Origin of the sequence: Nostoc sp. XA010 (assembly GCF_020829625.1) — a bacterium.
Classification (GTDB): Bacteria; Cyanobacteriota; Cyanobacteriia; order Cyanobacteriales; family Nostocaceae; genus Nostoc.
This window is the reverse complement of sequence record NZ_JAIVFX010000017.1, coordinates 30,636-49,145: the sequence shown is the minus strand read 5'-3', so window position 1 is coordinate 49,145 and position 18,510 is coordinate 30,636. Positions and strand designations below refer to the sequence as shown.

The following is an 18,510-nucleotide window of genomic DNA, read 5'->3' as shown; positions in this document are numbered from 1 at the left end:
CCCCCTTATAAAGGGGGGAAACTTGAAATCTTGCGCCCTCCCCTTCACAAGGGGAGGGTTGGGGAGGGGTGATTCAAGAATTTTTGCAAGAGGTCTATTATGGACAGTTAGCAGGACGTTGAGATTCATCGAGAGCATTAGTATCATCGCTGGTAGCAACGGTTCCTTTCGTGTCTTTTGCACACAACAAATTTGCTATCCAGGTATCATCTCTACCAACTTCTCGGAAGTACTCATCTGGCAAATCATCTGGTATGGTCGCCAATTTTTGGGCTAATAAGTCAGGCGACTGAGATAGCAGTGCGACATCATAACCCCATTGCCGTGTAGGAGCCAGATAGAAAGGAGTTCTGCTGGTGTTGCCTTCAATCGGATACTGGTAATTATTGGACTGAGTTGATATGGATGTGTTGAATGGTGCTGTGGCATAGGCACTTCGTTTAATCTGGACGAAAGAGCCACTAATTCTAGCTTTAATGGCATCACCTGTTCCTCCAGTTGGGTTCCAGTTTTCTATGAAGCGCACAAAGTTGTGTAGACCACCATTCTCTTCCGTAGGACGCGCTGGGGTATCTCCAGCCACAGCAATTAAATTAAAGGTAGTTTCAGTAGCTGTTTGCAACCAATTATTGTGCCTTCCAGCGGTAATCAGATCATTGTTATTTGGGCTTTGAGGAGTAGCAAAGGGTTGGTTAATTTGTAGAACCGGTTCAAAGCTACGGACAACGCCACCATCTATAACAGGCTTCAGCCAGGGCATGAACACATTGTTAGGTGGTGGCAATAGCGTTGTCCCTGTAGTGGATGTTGTTGATCCTAGAGGAAATTGTCGTACATCGCCAGGGTTGGTGGTATCAACTCCTAAGACTCTAAGAGGAGTAACTAACCGACCAGTCGCATCACGTACAAAAGCAATTCTTCGAGGAGCGGTTGCAGGAAAGCATCCTCCTGAATAATCCGTCTCTGGATCGTCAAAGATGTATCCTGTTTTTAATCGACTATTGTCTGGGTTTCCATTTTTACCAACAATTTGACCGTTATAAAACGTATTACCTCCTCCACCTCCACAGGCTGTCTGGATTGTCCATGCAGTTGTCGCCTTTGTAGGATCACTACAATCTGCTACGTTAGTTGCAGAACAAACTTCCGTCAAATACGTCCCTGGTGGTATTTGTAGCACAATTGGTGTCACAAAGTTATTGAGGTAGGAACTACCTTGAAACCCTGTTGTAGTTGAGTTCCCATCAACATCTGGAACAAGGTCTTTGGGTATGCCTGTAGTGGTGTTACGCCATTGAGCTAGGGGGACAAAGCTATTGTATTGTGAGAAACCAGATGGTATTGGGAATGGAGCGTTATAACTATTACTCCAGCCATAATCTCCCTCTTCGCGGAAGCCCAATCTAAAGTTATTAGAAAGTAAAGTAACAGAATCTGCCAACACAGATGCAGGACGCCATTCATCCCCAGTTGTACAGTTAGGTAGCCTTGTGTCACTTGGACGACACGCGAAATTCGGATTGCGCTCTGCTTTGGTACGAGTGTAGAAATTGCTCCAATTATCTGCCAATGCCGTTGTGAACTCTTCTTGAGTGTGAGGATTAAAGTCTCCATTAACGTAAGCAGGTAAGTTGGTAGCTAAAATTAACCCTTTTTCGACATCTCGATAGTTATTACTTGTGCCGCGACCGATTTTGATTTGGCGGTTGAGGACAGGCATAATGGCATTGCTGACATCCTTGACTAGCATAATAGCGTTAGGACGGCGAGTTGGATCAACCTTATAATCCACTGGGCTTTCAAGTTTTTTCGCCTCTGTATCTGTCTTCGTTGAACTCAAATCTGGCAGTGCATCATCGCGAGTGGCATAGATAATACCGCTATTTGGCAGTAAGTATTCTTGCGCTGGAGTTTCTCCACCAATTGTTCTTGTGCGAAGGGAGTTAATCTCTAATACGGTGGCGCGAATCTCTAAAGGTTGTCTGTCTTTTTTTTCAAGATCGTAATCAGTACTTGTATCAGTTGTTTGATTTGCCTTAACCTGTCTTGCATCTAAAAAGGCAGTTTCTCGAATTGCACCGTGAGGAATAGGAGGTGTACTGATTACTGGAGAAATACTGCCGTCTAAAATTTGTAGGGCGCAAATTGCAGCATGAATTGTAGATTGTTCCGAAAGAGTACGATTTGCTGCTGTTTTTGCTAAAGCCTTTGCTAGTAGTTCATCATCTATAGAACGTCCAGCTAAATAATCTGGATTAGTAGTTGGAGGAGTTAGTGGACGTTTTGGATCTCCTTTTATATCTCCTTTTGGATATTTTAATTGGGATTGATAAGTTAGTAGTGCCTGGTAATTAGTCTCTGTCCTTGTTGGAGGGCCGTAAACTATGCCGTTGTTGGATAGACCACCTGTAGCTGAACTACTAGCATCTGAAGCCCAAGCTGGAAGTGTTGATAGATTTTTAGCAGTAGTGCTGTTAGTAGGGAGGTAAAAGCTACTAACACAAGCTATGGGTTGTGGATTTTGCTTGTTGTAGCTAGCAGCCTTGTAGTGATAAACAGCTGTAGCCCGCATCCGCAAATATGGCGTCTTAGTTGGATCGGTAATTTCGGGCCATTTATACTCTATCGAGGAGTAATTAGTTACGTCTACAGAAGAGTAATCATACATCCAATATGGCTTAATAGTCTTTTTTAGGGGTGCTGGAGACTGAGGCACCGGCATCAGATCAGACCAAATTTCTCTGGCAGCTGAAGAAAAGTCAGTACTTGCAGGCGTGAAAGTATTAGGCAAATAAATCCCAGCACCAGTTACCACTCGTAAACCACCAACAGGATCTTGTATGTTAGCCGGCACTTGAGCTGCTGCTACTTCCCAATCTTTATCTCGGTCTGTAGAGCCTAAATCAGCTAGTATTTCTACGCGAGAGCGGCGTGTGCGAGTTATAGAAGGTGTTGCTGGTAGATTCCAGTTAACACCACTAATATTTTGAGTATCTTGAAAATCTGGCCCTACAAATCGGTTTTGATTGCTATCCCACCAGATTTGCGGCAGATTATTACCAATTACAACCCTGTCACCCAAGGATTGTTCTTTTCCGTCATAGGTTTTTTGTAGTGTTGTGGGTTCCGTCGCACCAGGTATTAGTTGATTACCGCTTATACTTAGTGTCAAATTACTGTAACCAGTACCCGTTTTCCCATCCGTAGGATTGGTAGGATACATCCAAACATCTACAGGGCGTAGGGTATCACCACTACCTTGAAGCGGAGTAGTTGTGACGTATGCACCTAATGCAACTGATTCAGTGCTTCCAGAAGGAACTTCTCTATAAGGTACGCGGCGGGTGCGCTTTTGAAAATAAAGCTGTAGCTGTTGTTTACGGAGTGTGAGTTCTTCTGCTGTGGATAAGCTTGCTAAACCAAGCTTATCCTTTTGTTGTTGAATACCGCTTGTAACTTCTGCGGGATCAGGGTTTGTGGTAGCTATTTGGGCGTTAACAAGGCGATTGATGCGCTGCGTGTAAGCGAGGCTGTTATAAGCGATCAAGTTTGCTTCGTTTGCTGCTGGAGTAGTTGATTTTGCAAAATCGACTTCAACAGGATCTGTGGCTTCTCCTTTTCTAAATAAATGGACTTTAGTGACATTGCCTAAGTCACTTGTATCTGTGAAGCCACCAGCACCCAAGTTTCCACCAATTACTATTTTGGCATTGTCGGCATCGTAGAAACACGATGCTCTACTACTAACTTGATATAGCTGGACACTATTTGTTGGCGAACCAGTGAGAAAATTACTATTGGTAAAAATTCGTCCATTCAATCTGAAGGCAGGGCCTGGGCTAAGTCCCATATCATCTTCATAAAGAACAGCATTGTTAACTACAGGAATTTGGATACGCTCTTGTTGATACTCTAAACCAGAAAAGCTTTTATTACCTTTGTAAGCCTCATAATTAGTATTAGAAGCAGGTGGGCTGGTAATAGGAACAGTGGCTGTGTAGACAAAAAAGGCTTTTTTCAACTTATTACCCACCTTAAACCAACCAGTATTACCTACTAAGGTGGCACTCGTGCCCAGAGTATCTCCACAATCTCCGCTTACATTACTAGCAGTCATGGGCGGAGTTCTGGCTTCTAAGGGATTTCTACCATATTTATATACACCAGCGTTAATAGGAGGATTTCTAAAGTAAATGCCATAAAGGGTGTAGCTATCAAATTTGCCGTTGTTATCGGTATCGACAGGATATAGCCATGCAGTTTTTAGTTCCTTATTCTTTTCAATATCTTCAGTTCTTTTTGCTTTTTCTAGATTATTTAAAGCCAGCCTAAGTTGAGTTTCATCTCCAAATGTATATTCATTTATCTTCCCATCCAAAGTAGAATACAATGCATCATCTGTTGGGGTAGCTCGTGGTAAACTCCCATCTTTAAATAGTTTGTTTAATTTAGCTCTAGCGCGGTCAATTGCTGGAGTTGCAGCGTTGAGTGCAGCCTCATTTACTCGAACATTACTAGCATTTTTGGAGCGTTCAAAGGAGCGAAATAGAATTGCTGTTGTTAATAGTACAACAACTACAGACACCATCGCTACCGTTGGCAAAACAAACCCAGCATTTCCCGTACCACGCCTTCTATTAGTGGTAAAAATAGTTCTTAATAGCCAAATAATTTGCTTTTTTATTGTAGATAAAATTTGGCTGCTAAGTTTTTTTAAATTAAATATTACTGCCTTGAATAACTTGCGTCTTACAGACATAGAAGCTCCCCTACCAAGTGTTTGTTTACAGATTCAAAGATGTTGATTTTATAGCTAATTCAGCCTATTATGTAAGTTTTAACTAAAAATGAGACTTTTAATTGATGTGAAACCTAACCTTGCTTAAATATTGTTAAAAATGCAGTAGCAAATTAACAAATACGATTTATTCAATTTATATCATGGGTTCATTTTTTGGTTAATACCGAAAAATACTGAAATTATCGAAATTATTTAATTTATGCCTGCTTATTAAATAAAATTTATCCTTCTATGGAATACTGAGGTTACAGAAACAAAACCTGCATTTTCACAGGCTAATTAAGCTCACTTTGATAGAGAAATAGTATAATTTAAACTTAACTTTGTAGAAATCTATTTCATTCAAAGGTAGCTTTATAAAAATGTTGTCAGCATACTAAAGTTATAGTACCCACCTGTTAAAGAAAAATATCAGTTAGGGGCAAAATAATATGAAAAAATTTAAAACCTCACTGTAGTAGGGAGGCGGTAGAATAAATATTCATAATTGCAAGCAAATACGCAGTAATTAGGTTTAATAGTCAATAGCTGAATTACACTGTCGTTTGCACAGACTATAGGACTAGTATTTGATTTTTGAAACTACCGTTGTAGGCTTTTATATATGGTTGCTAAATCTGCTGCCTGCATATTTACTGTGCGAACAGGTTTAATACCTTGGCGCAATTGATTAAGTAAATTAGTATCTGTTGCTAATCGCTCAAGAGCTTGAGTCCAAGCTTTAGTCTCATTAGCAGTTACTAACCAACCATCAATGCCATGTTTTACAAGTTCGGCAATACCCCCCAAATTGGAACCAATTACAGGGAGGCCGGCTTCATGGGCTTCTAAGACTACTATTGGCCCAGTTTCTAACCATTGGGAAGGTACAGCTAGGATGTCATAATTGGCTAGAGCCTGGGGAAGTTCAACTCTAGTTAGTTGCTTCTCTACCCGAATTCGAGGGTCATTGTCAATTAGGTTAAAGATTGTTTGGCGATATCGTTCATCTTGCGCTATGCCATGAATTATCAATTCAATGGGAATCACCGCAGGTAAATCTTTAACTGCTCGGACTAAGATATCAATACCTTTATATATATCCCAGCGTCCTAAAAAAACTACTTTTAAAGTGCTAGATTGCTGTTTTACCTGTATTGATTTTTCTTGTGTAGCGTAAGAAATTCCGTATCGAGAGAGTTCGAGTTTTTTTTCAGGGATGCCATTAATAAGTAAAGCTTCATAAAGCCAATCACACACTGCTACAATGCGGTCAGCAAATTTTGCCATTTCTAGCAGGCTTTTTTTGCGGGCAGTAACATAACCAGGTATTACAAAAGGACGCACAAACTGTCCTAAGTTGCCTTTGTCTACTGAGGCAGGAAGATAAGCACTTACAGGCAATGGTACTCTCCCGAAAACAGCTTCGGGCAGATAGCTAAAACCTTTGACCATTGCAGCTGGTAGCTTTCTGCTCAAACTATCAGCACACTGGGAACAACGCACCACATCTATTTTGCCATCACAAGCCTGTTGTCCATTGAACATCAGAGTAGTTCGCTGGCATAAGGGTAGAGGATAATGGATTGTTACCACCGTTGCCATGCCTAATTCTTTTGCTAAACGTAGATGAGGCAATCCACAAGATACTTCCCAATGGTGCTGATGATAGATGTCTGCTTTTTGGTGAGATAGCCAATTAGCAAAATCTTCAAATTTTCCATGAGGAAATTGACCGTGATTCGGTTGTGTTCTAGGTACTGGGAATACAGGATATCGATAAACTTCTACATCGTTGTACTTGTAAGCATCACCATGTGGGGAACCTAACTTGGCTGCTGCTATCTGGATGTCAATATCATGCGATGGCTCCGACAACGCTAAGAGCGATCGCAATTCTGGCAGTAAATCGTTGAGGTTTACTTGAATACCACCACATTTATCTGGAAAATAACGAGCAAGAGCTTGAATTACTTTCATAATAGGAATCTCCAGGAGAGGAAATCTGCTCTTGCTATTTTATTCGCTGTATTGTGAATTACCCAGTAATATCTGTACTCCAATACAAACTAGATCGCCCATTCTCACCTGACGAATCAGAAAAATAGGGCGATCTAGTTTTATTTACATCTTATTAACGGTGTATTAAGTTTTACGATTCTGGTGCTGACTTAACCAACTTGACAGTAGTTTGCGGCATTGATACCTTCACTAGCACTTTTTTGCTAAAAGACAGACCGGTTTCATTTTTATCAATGATAATCGTGTCTCCAGAGATAAAAGTATTTTCCAATAACTTGGTGGCGAGGGGATTTTCTACTTCTCGCTGAATTGCCCGTTTGAGTGGACGGGCACCATAAACTGGGTCGTAGCCTGATTCGACAAGGTAATCACAGGCTGCTTGGGATATCTCAAAGAAGATTTTTTGCTCACGTAGGAGATTTTCGACCCGTTTGAGTTGAATACGGATGATATGCCGCATTTCCGTGCGATTTAAGGTATGGAAAAGAATAATGTCATCGACGCGGTTGAGAAATTCTGGGCGGAAATGCGATCGCAAGTTTTCCATTACCCGCTTCCGCATTGTTTCATATTTGGAATCATCACCAGATACATCCAAGATATGTTCGCTACCAATGTTACTGGTCATGACAATAACGCTGTTGCGAAAATCTACCGTCCTACCCTGAGAGTCAGTAACTCTCCCATCATCCAACACCTGCAATAAAATATTGAACACATCGGGGTGCGCTTTTTCGACTTCATCCAACAGCACCACTGAGTAAGGACGGCGGCGAACCGCCTCGGAAAGCTGACCGCCTTCTTCATAGCCTACGTATCCTGGAGGCGCTCCCACTAACCGAGAAACTGAGTGTTTTTCCATATACTCAGACATATCCAAGCGCACCAATGCATCATCAGAATCAAAGAGAAACTGAGCTAAAGCACGGGCAAGCTCGGTTTTACCCACACCTGTGGGGCCCATGAACAAAAATGAACCAATGGGACGAGAGGGATCTTTCATCCCCGCACGGGCGCGACGAATTGCTGCTGCTACCGCTTCTACAGCCTCTTCTTGCCCAATGACTCGTTGATGTAAATGACTTTCTAGTTGCAGCAATTTCTGCCGTTCTGATTCCAACAGGCGATTTACGGGAATTCCTGTCCATTTGGCGACGATTTCGGCAATATCGGCTTCGGTGACTTGTTCTCGTAGCAACGTGGAACCTTGATTTTGAATTTCTAAAAGGCTCGCTTCTTTGGCTTCGCGCTCGTGCTGCACTCCCTCCAATTTGCCATACTTCAGTTGGGCAGCTTTATTTAGGTCATAAGCACGTTCCGCCTGTTCAATTTGCACTCGCAGCGCATCTTCTTCTTTCTTTAAGGCGCTTATCGCCTCCAATATCTGCTTTTCACCTTGCCATTGCTCATTAAATATTTGCTGCTTTTTCGTTAAATCGGCAATTTCTTGCTCAATTCGCTCCAAACGTTCTCTCGTTTGGGGAATACCCTTTTCTTCGCCAGCTAATGACAGCTTTTCCATTTCTAACTGCATGAGGCGGCGATCAATGGTTTCCAATTCTGCTGGTTTGGAGGTAATTTCCATTTTCAACTGTGCTGCTGCTTCATCCACCAAATCAATGGCTTTATCTGGTAAGAAGCGATCGCTAATATAACGTGCTGATAGGGTTGCTGCTGCTACCAACGCCGAATCAGAAATTTTGACGTTGTGATGCACTTCGTAGCGTTCTTTCAATCCCCGGAGAATGGAAATAGTATTTTCCACGCTTGGCTGATCGACAAATACTTGCTGAAAGCGACGTTCTAAGGCAGCGTCTTTCTCAATATGTTTGCGGAATTCGTCGAGGGTAGTAGCGCCAATGCAACGTAATTCTCCTCGCGCCAGCATGGGTTTGAGCAGATTTCCGGCATCCATAGCCCCCTGTTGGGTGGAACCTGCACCAACTACGGTATGTAGTTCGTCAATAAACAATACGATGTCACCATTAGATTCTGTAACTTCCTTGAGGACAGCTTTCAGGCGTTCTTCAAATTCTCCTCGTAATTTTGCCCCAGCAATCAAACTACCGATATCTAAAGAAATGAGTTTGCGGTTTTTCAGAGATTCGGGAACGTCACCATTTACCATTCGCTGTGCTAATGCTTCTGCGATCGCAGTTTTACCTACCCCAGGTTCACCAATGAGTACAGGGTTATTTTTGCTACGACGAGACAATACTTGAATTACCCGCCGAATTTCCTCATCCCGCCCAATCACCGGGTCGAGTTTTCCAGATTTTGCCTGTTCTGTCAAATCTCGACCAAATTTTTGTAAGGCTTCATAACGCGATTCTGGGCTTTGATCTGTCACCTTTTGGCTACCGCGAATGGTTTTGATAGCAGCTTCTAGTTTAGCTGCATCTGCACCAAAGCCTTTGAGTATCTTTCGTCCAACGCGATCGTCTTCAGCAAAGGCCAAAAGTATGTGTTCCACGGAAATGTAGGAGTCTTTCATCCTGGCTCTAGCTTCCTCAGCTCGGTCTAGCAAAACATCTAAACTGCGGCTAAGGTAAAGTTGATCACTTTTTCCAACTTTGGGCTGACGTTGGGTAAAGGCTTCTAGCTGCTGTTGCAAGCGGATTGGATCGACCTCAGATCGAGCCAGGATACGTATTGCTAGACTAGTGGGTTCTTCTAACAGGGCAATAATTAAATGTTCAATATCTAGCTGCTGTTGTTGATAAGCACGGACTATATCCTGAGATTTAACAATCGCTTCCCAGGCTTTGTCAGTAAATTTATTTGGATCTGTAGGTTGCATCTTTATAATTTTGGAATTTTGATTTTTAGTTTAGGGATTGGGGATTGCGTGTTTGGGATTGGGGACTGGGTATTGGAAAACTCTTTCCTAGTCCCTAATTATCCAAACATTCTCAGCGTCCGCGTGTATCTCCAGTGGCAATTTTGGATTGGTAATTGGCAATAGTTTAATCCATTACCTATTTCCTAATTTAAAACCAAAACACTGTTCTGAACGGACTTTTCCAAATGGTGCTATTAGAGCGATATTTACGACGGGCTATTTGGCGTCGCTGTTAGTGTTGCTCATCAACAGACTGTATGGGTGTAATATTAATAGGATTTACGCAGAGAAGATCCCCTTACCCGCCTAAAAAGGTAAGGTAAAAAGCGAAAATCTTCCGCGTCTGGGTTTCCTAGATGAGATACCAGTGTGCTGCAAGAATCAATCTCCCCGTATGTAGCTCAACTTTTCAAGACATCGGTGTAGATTTTTCTACAGCTTTATTGCCTTTGATAGGGATTTTAGTGGGTGGCTTAATTCGCTCCTTTTTAAGGCTTATCATTACCAGCATCAAATAAATCTTTCGCTTCGTTGTTAACCCGCCTGGGAATAAATTCCGAGGCTAATAGCTAAAGTCCTCTCAAGAGGACTAAATATAAGATTTTAAGCGATTTCAATGGCTATAGGACTTACGCACTGTACAAAAGAGCTATCTTGTGTATTAACGTAAATACGTTGTTCCAGGCTTTTGGAGGTTGCTTTTGATTGCTGGCGATAGCCAAAATATGATTGAAAAACCTAGATAGAAGCCTTGAAAACTCTACCTGTCATTTTTGCTTTTATGTCAATGCGTAAGTCCTAGGCTAAACTCTTTGTGTTAGGGAAAATTTCAGTCCACTTAAGTGGACTTCAGCTATCAGCCTAGAACTTAAGTTCTGGGAGGTATGTTCGCCAATGCTACACCTTGGCTGTCACAAAGATGTGGGTAACGACAAACTTTTTAAAGAGGCTCAAGCCTGAACCCAAGCGTATTAACTTATATTCTTAATTTTGACATCCTCCCCGCCGTAAACGGTCGGGGATTCCTAAACTTTACAATTTAGGTTTCTGTTTCTTTCCCTTTCGACTGCGCTCAAGGCGAGCCTTAGGGGTATTTCGCAACAGCCCTTGAGGTGATTCACTTTCAGGTCTTACGTTAGCTCCGCAGACTGACACGGCAAGCCCTGCCGCCAAAATATTTTTACTGGCATTTACATCTCTATTGTGATGTGTGCTGCACTTAGGGCAGTCCCACTCTCTGATATTTAAAGGTAACTTATCAACGATATGTCCACAATGTCCACATCGCTTAGAGCTAGGAAACCATCGGTCAATTTTGACAAAAGTACGACCATACCAGTTGCACTTGTATTCAAGTTGACTGACCGTTTTACTCCAACTAGCATCACTAATCGAAAGAGCGAGTTTTTGGTTTTTGACCATATTCTTCACAGACAAATCTTCGACTGCAATCAATTGGTTTTCTCGAACCAGTCGGGTTGTCAACTTGTGAAGAAAATCATTACGAGCATCACTAATTTCTGCATGAACTTTAGCGACTTTCAGTTTTGCTTTGTGGCGATTGTTAGATCCTTTTTTCTTGCGGCTAAGAGCTTTTTGAACTTTACGCAATTTCCGACACTTAGCCTTAAACGCTTTAGGATTAGCAATCTTTTCGCCATTACTCAAAGACATCAAGCTAGTAATACCCCAATCCAAACCAACTTGATTACCAGACTCAGGCAATGCCTCGATTACAACATCTACAAACATTGAAACAGTCCAGCGTCCAGAGGGCGAGAGCTTCACCGTAATTGTTGATGGCTCTGCACTTTCTGGGAGTTGCCGACTCCATCGGATATCCAAGGGTTGAGCGCATTTCGCTAGAAATACTTTGTCATCTTTCCACTTGAAAGCAGCCTTAGTAAATTCAGCATTACCACCATGATGCTTCTTCTTAAAGTTCGGGTATTTTGCCCGTCCTGCAAAGAAATTAGTAAATGCGGTTTGTAGATGCCTCAAGCCTTGCTGTAATGGCACACTGCTAACTTCATTTAGAAATTGCAAATCTTCTTGCTTTTTCCAATTGGTTAGCATTGTTGAAGTTTCAGGGTATCCGACACGCTCTTGATGCTCATACCATGCTTGTGTCCTTGCGGCCAGAGCACGGTTGTAAACCAGTCGAGCGCAACCCATCGTTCTTCTGAGCAATGTTTCTTGCTCAGAAGTTGGATAGAATCGGTACTTGAATGCTTTTTGTGTCATGCTTACATTTTATCAGATATTCTGTAAGACATCGTATTAATTAAAGCCGCCCTAGAACGGCGGGGTTTTAAACCCAATTTTTCGATAAGAATTACTGACTCACAAGTTGCTCTTGTGATTCCTGTTTGACTGCGGAACCTTAAGTTTTCAGTTGAATCAGTTCAATTTTATACCCATCTGGATCTTCCACAAAAGCAATTACTGTCGAACCATGTTTCATCGGGCCTGGTTCGCGCACGATTTTACCGCCCTGATTACGGATTTCCTCACACGTAGCGTAAATATCATCAACACCAAGGGCAATGTGACCATAAGCATTACCCAATTCGTACTTTTCTACCCCCCAGTTGTAGGTTAGTTCTATCACCGAGTTGTCGCTTTCGTCGCCGTAGCCAACAAAAGCCAGGGTAAATTCTCCCCCTGGATAATCTTTTCGACGTAGTAATTTCATACCTAGAAGTTCACAGTAAAACTTTAAGGATTCTTCAAGGTTGCCCACCCGCAGCATTGTATGTAGTAATCGCATATTGACCTTTTCTCTGTAATTGATTTAGTGTTATTCTCTGCCAATATTTTACCTAGCTCAAAGTCTGAAGGTAGAAATGCGATCAAGGAAAAAGACAGGATAAACACTCTCTTACCCATTTTTAGCGTTGATCCCTATCCATATAATGGAAATCTTCTTTAATCTCAGCCAATAAAGGCTCTTAAACGCCTATGCTAGCGATTGGGTTAGGCAACTGGACTGGATGCGTAACACACTCGAACAAAGGATAAAGTACAGATGAGTAAATTTCTAGATACTGCCATTGAAGCGATCGCAGCCCGTGAAATTCTTGATTCACGCGGTAGACCGACAATTGAAGCCGAAGTTCATTTAGCCAACGGTGTTGTAGGACTGGCACAAGTTCCCAGTGGTGCTTCTACTGGCACTTTTGAGGCTCACGAACTGCGTGATGGCGATAAAAGCCGTTATGGGGGCAAAGGCGTACTCAAGGCAGTACAAAACGTCAAAGAAGCACTTGCACCACAATTGCTAGGCTTGGATGCCCTCAACCAAGAATTGCTAGACCGGACAATGATCGCCATAGATGGTTCTGCTAACAAATCCAATTTGGGAGCTAATGCGATTTTGGGGGTTTCCTTAGCAGCAGCCAAAGCTAGTGCTGAGTCTCTGGCAATTCCTCTATATCGCTATTTGGGTGGGCCTTTAGCGAATTTGCTACCAGTGCCGTTGATGAATGTGATTAACGGTGGCGCACACGCATCAAATAACGTGGATTTTCAAGAGTTTATGATTGTCCCAATTGGCGCAACTTCCTTCCGGGAAGCGTTGCGCTGGGGTGCAGAGGTGTTTGCTACACTCAGCCAAGTATTGGATGAAAAAGGTTTGCTCACTGGTGTGGGCGATGAAGGTGGTTTTGCCCCTAACCTAGAGTCTAATCAGGTGGCTTTGGAATTGCTGGTTGCTGCCATTAAGAAAGCTGGTTACAAGCCAGGGGAAGAAGTAGCTTTGGCGTTGGATGTGGCGGCTAGTGAGTTTTACAAGAATGGTCAGTATGTTTACGATAGTAAACCTCACGCCCCGGCTGAGTTTATTGATTATTTAGGACAACTAGTTGACCAATACCCAATTGTGTCAATTGAGGATGGTTTACACGAAGAAGATTGGCAGAGTTGGCAATTGCTTACCCAGAAGTTAGGTTCGCGGGTGCAATTGGTAGGCGATGACTTATTTGTTACCAATGCCACTCGCTTGCAAAGAGGCATCCAGGAAAAAGCCGCTAATGCCATTTTGATTAAACTCAATCAAATTGGTTCTCTTACCGAAACCTTAGAAACAATTGATTTAGCAACTCGCAACAGTATCCGTTCAGTAATTAGCCATCGTTCTGGTGAAACAGAAGACACAACGATCGCTGATTTAGCGGTAGCAACCCGTGCCGGTCAAATTAAAACAGGTTCCCTGTGTCGCAGCGAACGCGTAGCAAAATATAATCGTTTGCTGCGAATTGAAGATGAACTAGGCGATCGCGCCGTTTATGCTGGTGCTGTGGGGTTAGGGCCTAAATAGAGTTAGGAGTTAAGAGTTAGGAGTTAGGAGTTTTAATTCATAATTCATCACTCCTAACCGGAGGCGGAGCGTCTCCGGCTCCGCTCCTAACTGATTTAAGGATAAAACCCCAACTTGGGCAACCCTAAAGTTTCATCCCAGCCCATCATCAGGTTTAGGCACTGAATCGCTTGACCCGCCTGTCCTTTAATTAGATTATCAATTGCTGACATGACAATAACGCGACCTGTGCGCGGGTCAACTTCTAGACCGATATAACAAAGATTGCTGCCATTAGCCCATTTGGTTTGGGGATAGATGCCGCTACCGCAGATTTTCACCCAAGGAGAGTTGCGGTAGAAGGCTGAGAAAATGGTGATTAAGTCATCTCGCACTAAACCGGGATCGCTCATTTTGGCATATACCGTTGCCAAAATACCGCGCACCATTGGGATAAGGTGGGGTGTAAATTGGATCATCAGTTCGTGACCAGCTAAGTCACTGCAAATTTGCTCAATTTCTGGGGTATGACGGTGACGCCCAATATTGTAAGCTGCTATAGAGTTGTCTGCTTCAGCTAGTAATAAGTTGGTTTGAGGTTGTCGTCCACTACTAGATGTACCAGACTTGGCATCAATAATAGCTGTTTCTGGCACGATTAAACCTTGCTTTAAGAGTGGCGAAAGTGCAAGGAGACTAGCGGTAGGATAGGAACCAGGACAGCCAATGAGTTGAGCTTCGGCAATGCGATCGCGATAAAGTTCTGGTAATCCATAAACTGCTGTAGCTGCAATGGTGCGATCGCTTCTCTCAATGCCATACCAATTTGTATAAGTTGTCAAATTACTAAACCGATAGTCTGCACTCAAATCTAGTACTTTACATCCTTTTTCCAACAGTTTGGGCGCGATTTTGCAAGCTAGACCATTTGGTAAAGACAGGAAAACTACTTCACAGCGATGAGCAATTATTTCTGGTTCTACTGCTTCTATTAGCAGGTTAGTTGCATGAACCAGATGCGGGTAGAGATCCCCAAAGGATTTCCCGCTACTGCTTTCATCGCCTAAATAAACCAGTTCGACTTCTGGATGATCCATCAGTAGCCGTACTAACTGTACTCCGCCATAACCCGACGCGCCAACAATCCCAACGGGTACGCGTCTAAATTTGCCCATGATCTGAAATCCTTATCCCATGAATGGTGAATTCGTTATCAGCTATCAACAATATCAGCGACTAGACGCACAGCGTACAAAACAGCTGAAACCCCTCTAGTTTTTTCCGACGCCGGCAAGGAGTGACACGGCGAAATTGCCAAATATTTTATTTGTCTCTCTTGTCTCCCTTGTCATGTTCATCCTTGATTGTCGTTGCACTCACTCTATTAATAAACCCCGATTTTAGGGGCAGAAATTTTTGCTAGGTTATCAAATCATTGCTAGTCTACTCCTCTGCCTTATAAAGGAGCTACAATCTAAAAGAAGAAATTGTTAAAAAAATTTACGTTGGTAGCTGGAAATCTTTCTGTGTCACAGCCTAATACTAACCAAGCTTTTAAATTTGATTCGATTGATGCCGCCTTAGCAGACCTAAAAGCTGGTCGCGTCATTGTAGTGGTAGATGATGAAAATAGAGAAAATGAAGGCGACTTAATTTGTGCCGCCCAATTTGCCACACCCGACATGATTAATTTCATGGCGGTGCAAGCTAGAGGGCTGATTTGTTTGGCAATGACAGGCGATCGCCTAGACGAGCTAGACTTACCCTTGATGGTAAGCAACATTACAGATACTAACCAAACTGCCTTCACTGTAAGTATTGATGCCGGCCCAGAATTGGGTGTAACCACAGGCATATCAGCAGAAGACCGCGCCCGCACTATCCAGGTTACTCTCAACCCAGCCACAAAACCAACCGATTTACGTCGTCCTGGTCATATTTTCCCGATTCGGGCTAAAACTGGAGGCGTACTCAAACGCGCAGGACATACGGAAGCGGCTGTGGACTTAGCCCGACTAGCAGGACTATACCCAGCAGGAGTAATTTGTGAAATTCAAAACTCCGATGGTTCAATGGCGCGGTTGCAGCAGTTAGTCGAATATGCAAAACGTCACAATTTAAAAATCATTAGTATTGCGGATTTAATCAGTTATCGCCTACAACATGATCGCCTAGTGTATCGAGAGGTTGTTACCAAACTGCCTAGTGAATTCGGTCAGTTTGAAATTTACGCCTACCGCCACACCCTGGATAACACAGAACACGTTGCAATTGTCAAAGGTGATCCAGCAAACTTCAAAGATGAGGCAGTCATGGTGCGGATGCACTCAGAATGCTTAACTGGTGACGCTTTGGGTTCTTTGCGCTGCGATTGTCGGATGCAGTTACAAGCTGCACTGAAAATGATTGAGTCTGCGGGTCAAGGTGTAGTTGTATACCTGCGTCAAGAAGGACGGGGGATCGGCTTGATTAACAAGCTGAAAGCCTACTCATTGCAGGATATGGGACTGGATACAGTAGAAGCAAATGAGCGTTTGGGATTTCCGGCTGACTTGCGAGATTACGGCATGGGGGCACAAATGCTGATGGATTTGGGGATTAAAAAGATACGTTTAATTACAAATAATCCCCGTAAAATTGCTGGAGTTAAGGGCTATGGGATGGAAGTAGTTGATCGCGTTCCATTGTTAATTGAAGCCAATGACTACAATTCCTATTACCTGGCGACAAAGGCGAAAAAGTTGGGTCACATGCTGTTACAGACTTATCTGGTAACAGTAGCAATTCATTGGCAAGATGACCCGGAAGCTGTGACGGAACGTTATGAACGCCTAGAAAAACTGCGACACATAGCGAAAAGTAATGATTTATTGTTGCAAGAAGAAGCGCGTCCATTAGCGATCGCTATATTTGACGAGCCATCTTTGACAGTACACTTAGGTTTTGATCAAGCAAAAGTTGCTAGCTGCGATTGGTATCAACAAAGTGGTCATCCTTATATACAGGCTATCTTCCAAATTCTAGACAACCTAGCAACTTTGCCTTACATCCAGAAACTAGAATTTCTGATTTCTTCTGGTTGCGATCCCTTGAGTAATTTACAAGTCCAACTGGATAGACAGACATTTTCGGATGGTACACTACCTTCATCGATTAGCGATCGCCTGGAGACGCAGCAAATTTATAGCTTTAGCAAATAGCTTGGTTCAATATACCTCTCCCTGGTTTTACTACACAAAACCTTTCCCTCTCCGACGGGCGAGAGGGACATACTTGAACTTTAGTTCAAGCCAGGGAGAGGTTTGTCAAACTCACTCACGTTAAATTATTTACTTACTCTATATATTGGTCTAATCTGACGATAAGTATTAAGTAAGCTCAGAAATTTATTACCATCAAAATTTATCGGGTCAACTTTTTTACCAGAACGGTCTACTAAATGGTGCGTAGTGATGCGATCGTCTGGGACTTGACTTTGAGCAATTAACCAAGCAAGAGAATTATATTGAGCTTCCGTATAGCCGCTATGGGTTTGTTGGCTGCTACTGTCATAACCATCTGGCGGTGTTTCTAAAGAAACATGATAAGCAAAATTATTCACAGACGCAGGCAAATTCGGATTAGTCTGCACAGTTTCCACTCCCTGTGGAGTATCAAATACTGAGTTAGCTGCACCAAAAGCCCGCTTTTCTGGGGGTACTAGATAAACCACCGTTCCGTCTAACTTGATTAAAGCGTGGTAACTTGCTTGCACACTTTCATCGTCATGGGCTACTTGAAAAAAATTGATGGCGCTAGAAGCTGAATAACCAGTTTCATGGAGGACGATAATTGGTTGGTTGTTGAGAGGAACGCCGTTAGCATCTTGGGCGTAACGTTCTCCATAGTTAGTTGGGTTAACTGAGACAACTTGATAATTAGGTCTGTACTGTGCAAAGGCTTGAGTGGTTGCGTACCTTGCTACAGGCTTGTTAATCTTGACTGGGGACTTGATAACATTTTGAGATTTCTTCTCTGGCTCTTTCGCTGATTGGAATTGGGCTTGGGGATATTGACTCCAGGCTGTAACCTGTGGATTGGATATATGGGATGTAGTCGGATTATTGTGTAATTTTGTCGCTCGTCCAATTAGCAGCACTACAATTAAAGCCATGAACATCAGCGAAATTAGTAGCACCCTAGTCGCCCAGTCTTTAAACCTCATTTTTCTAATAGCCGTAAAACGGTAGATTTTAATTTATAGCTAAACTGGCGTGTCCTTCGTAGGGGCGCACTTCTGTAAACCCCTATCGCTTATGGTATCTAAACGAGAATCGCTATAATACTTTAATTCTAGTTAAATATACGTTTATAAACCCTGCAATAGTGCTGTTATGAGCCAACTATTAGCAGCTTAGAAAGATATTATCCTTTAGCTTCTAACCTGGCAGCTTTTTCTATAATTTGCAACAGTTCTTCGTTTGTCATCTGCAAACCTCACCAACTCTGTAGCGATATTTACCAGATTAATATATCGCGGGTTATGGGGAATGGGACTAGATTAATGTGTTCTATCTGCGTAGAAAGGGC

9 protein-coding genes are annotated in these 18,510 nt (G+C 42.7%); 2 read left to right on the top strand and 7 right to left on the bottom strand.

Annotation, left to right across the window (positions count from 1 at the left end; genetic code table 11):
- Positions 1-97 precede the first annotated feature (97 nt).
- From hpsA to gloA, 5 genes are all read right to left on the bottom strand, one after another.
- Positions 98-4,759, bottom strand: a complete 4,662-nt coding sequence (gene hpsA / locus LC608_RS22555; RefSeq protein WP_229555644.1) for a hormogonium polysaccharide biosynthesis protein HpsA — start codon at positions 4,757-4,759, stop codon at positions 98-100.
- A gap of 624 nt (positions 4,760-5,383) precedes the next feature.
- On the bottom strand, positions 5,384-6,760 hold the full coding sequence (locus tag LC608_RS22550; protein WP_229555643.1) for a glycosyltransferase: 1,377 nt from the start codon (positions 6,758-6,760) through the stop codon (positions 5,384-5,386).
- A gap of 172 nt (positions 6,761-6,932) precedes the next feature.
- Positions 6,933-9,602: an ATP-dependent chaperone ClpB gene (clpB, locus tag LC608_RS22545; protein WP_229555642.1), complete on the bottom strand. Its 2,670-nt coding sequence runs from the start codon at positions 9,600-9,602 to the stop codon at positions 6,933-6,935.
- Between the two features lie 1,074 nt (positions 9,603-10,676).
- Positions 10,677-11,888, bottom strand: coding sequence for a transposase (locus tag LC608_RS22540; protein WP_229555641.1), 1,212 nt, complete (start codon positions 11,886-11,888; stop codon positions 10,677-10,679).
- 139 nt (positions 11,889-12,027) lie between these two features.
- On the bottom strand, positions 12,028-12,414 hold the full coding sequence (gene gloA, locus LC608_RS22535; protein ID WP_229555640.1) for a lactoylglutathione lyase: 387 nt from the start codon (positions 12,412-12,414) through the stop codon (positions 12,028-12,030).
- Positions 12,415-12,672: 258 nt separating this feature from the next.
- On the opposite strand from gloA, the gene eno reads away from it, so the two are divergent.
- Complete coding sequence (gene eno, locus LC608_RS22530; RefSeq protein ID WP_229555639.1) at positions 12,673-13,962, top strand: phosphopyruvate hydratase; 1,290 nt, start codon at positions 12,673-12,675, stop codon at positions 13,960-13,962.
- A 95-nt stretch (positions 13,963-14,057) separates the two neighbouring features.
- On the opposite strand, the gene argC is transcribed toward eno, so the two are convergent.
- Positions 14,058-15,116, bottom strand: a complete 1,059-nt coding sequence (argC, locus tag LC608_RS22525) for an N-acetyl-gamma-glutamyl-phosphate reductase (RefSeq protein ID WP_229555638.1) — start codon at positions 15,114-15,116, stop codon at positions 14,058-14,060.
- A gap of 351 nt (positions 15,117-15,467) precedes the next feature.
- On the opposite strand from argC, the gene ribBA reads away from it, so the two are divergent.
- Entirely contained in the window at positions 15,468-17,141 is a 1,674-nt protein-coding gene (gene ribBA / locus LC608_RS22520) for a bifunctional 3,4-dihydroxy-2-butanone-4-phosphate synthase/GTP cyclohydrolase II (protein ID WP_229555637.1), read from the top strand.
- 125 nt (positions 17,142-17,266) lie between these two features.
- Here ribBA and LC608_RS22515 read toward each other — a convergent pair whose 3' ends face one another.
- Positions 17,267-18,145, bottom strand: a complete 879-nt coding sequence (locus LC608_RS22515) for an N-acetylmuramoyl-L-alanine amidase (protein WP_229555636.1) — start codon at positions 18,143-18,145, stop codon at positions 17,267-17,269.
- Positions 18,146-18,510 lie beyond the last annotated feature (365 nt).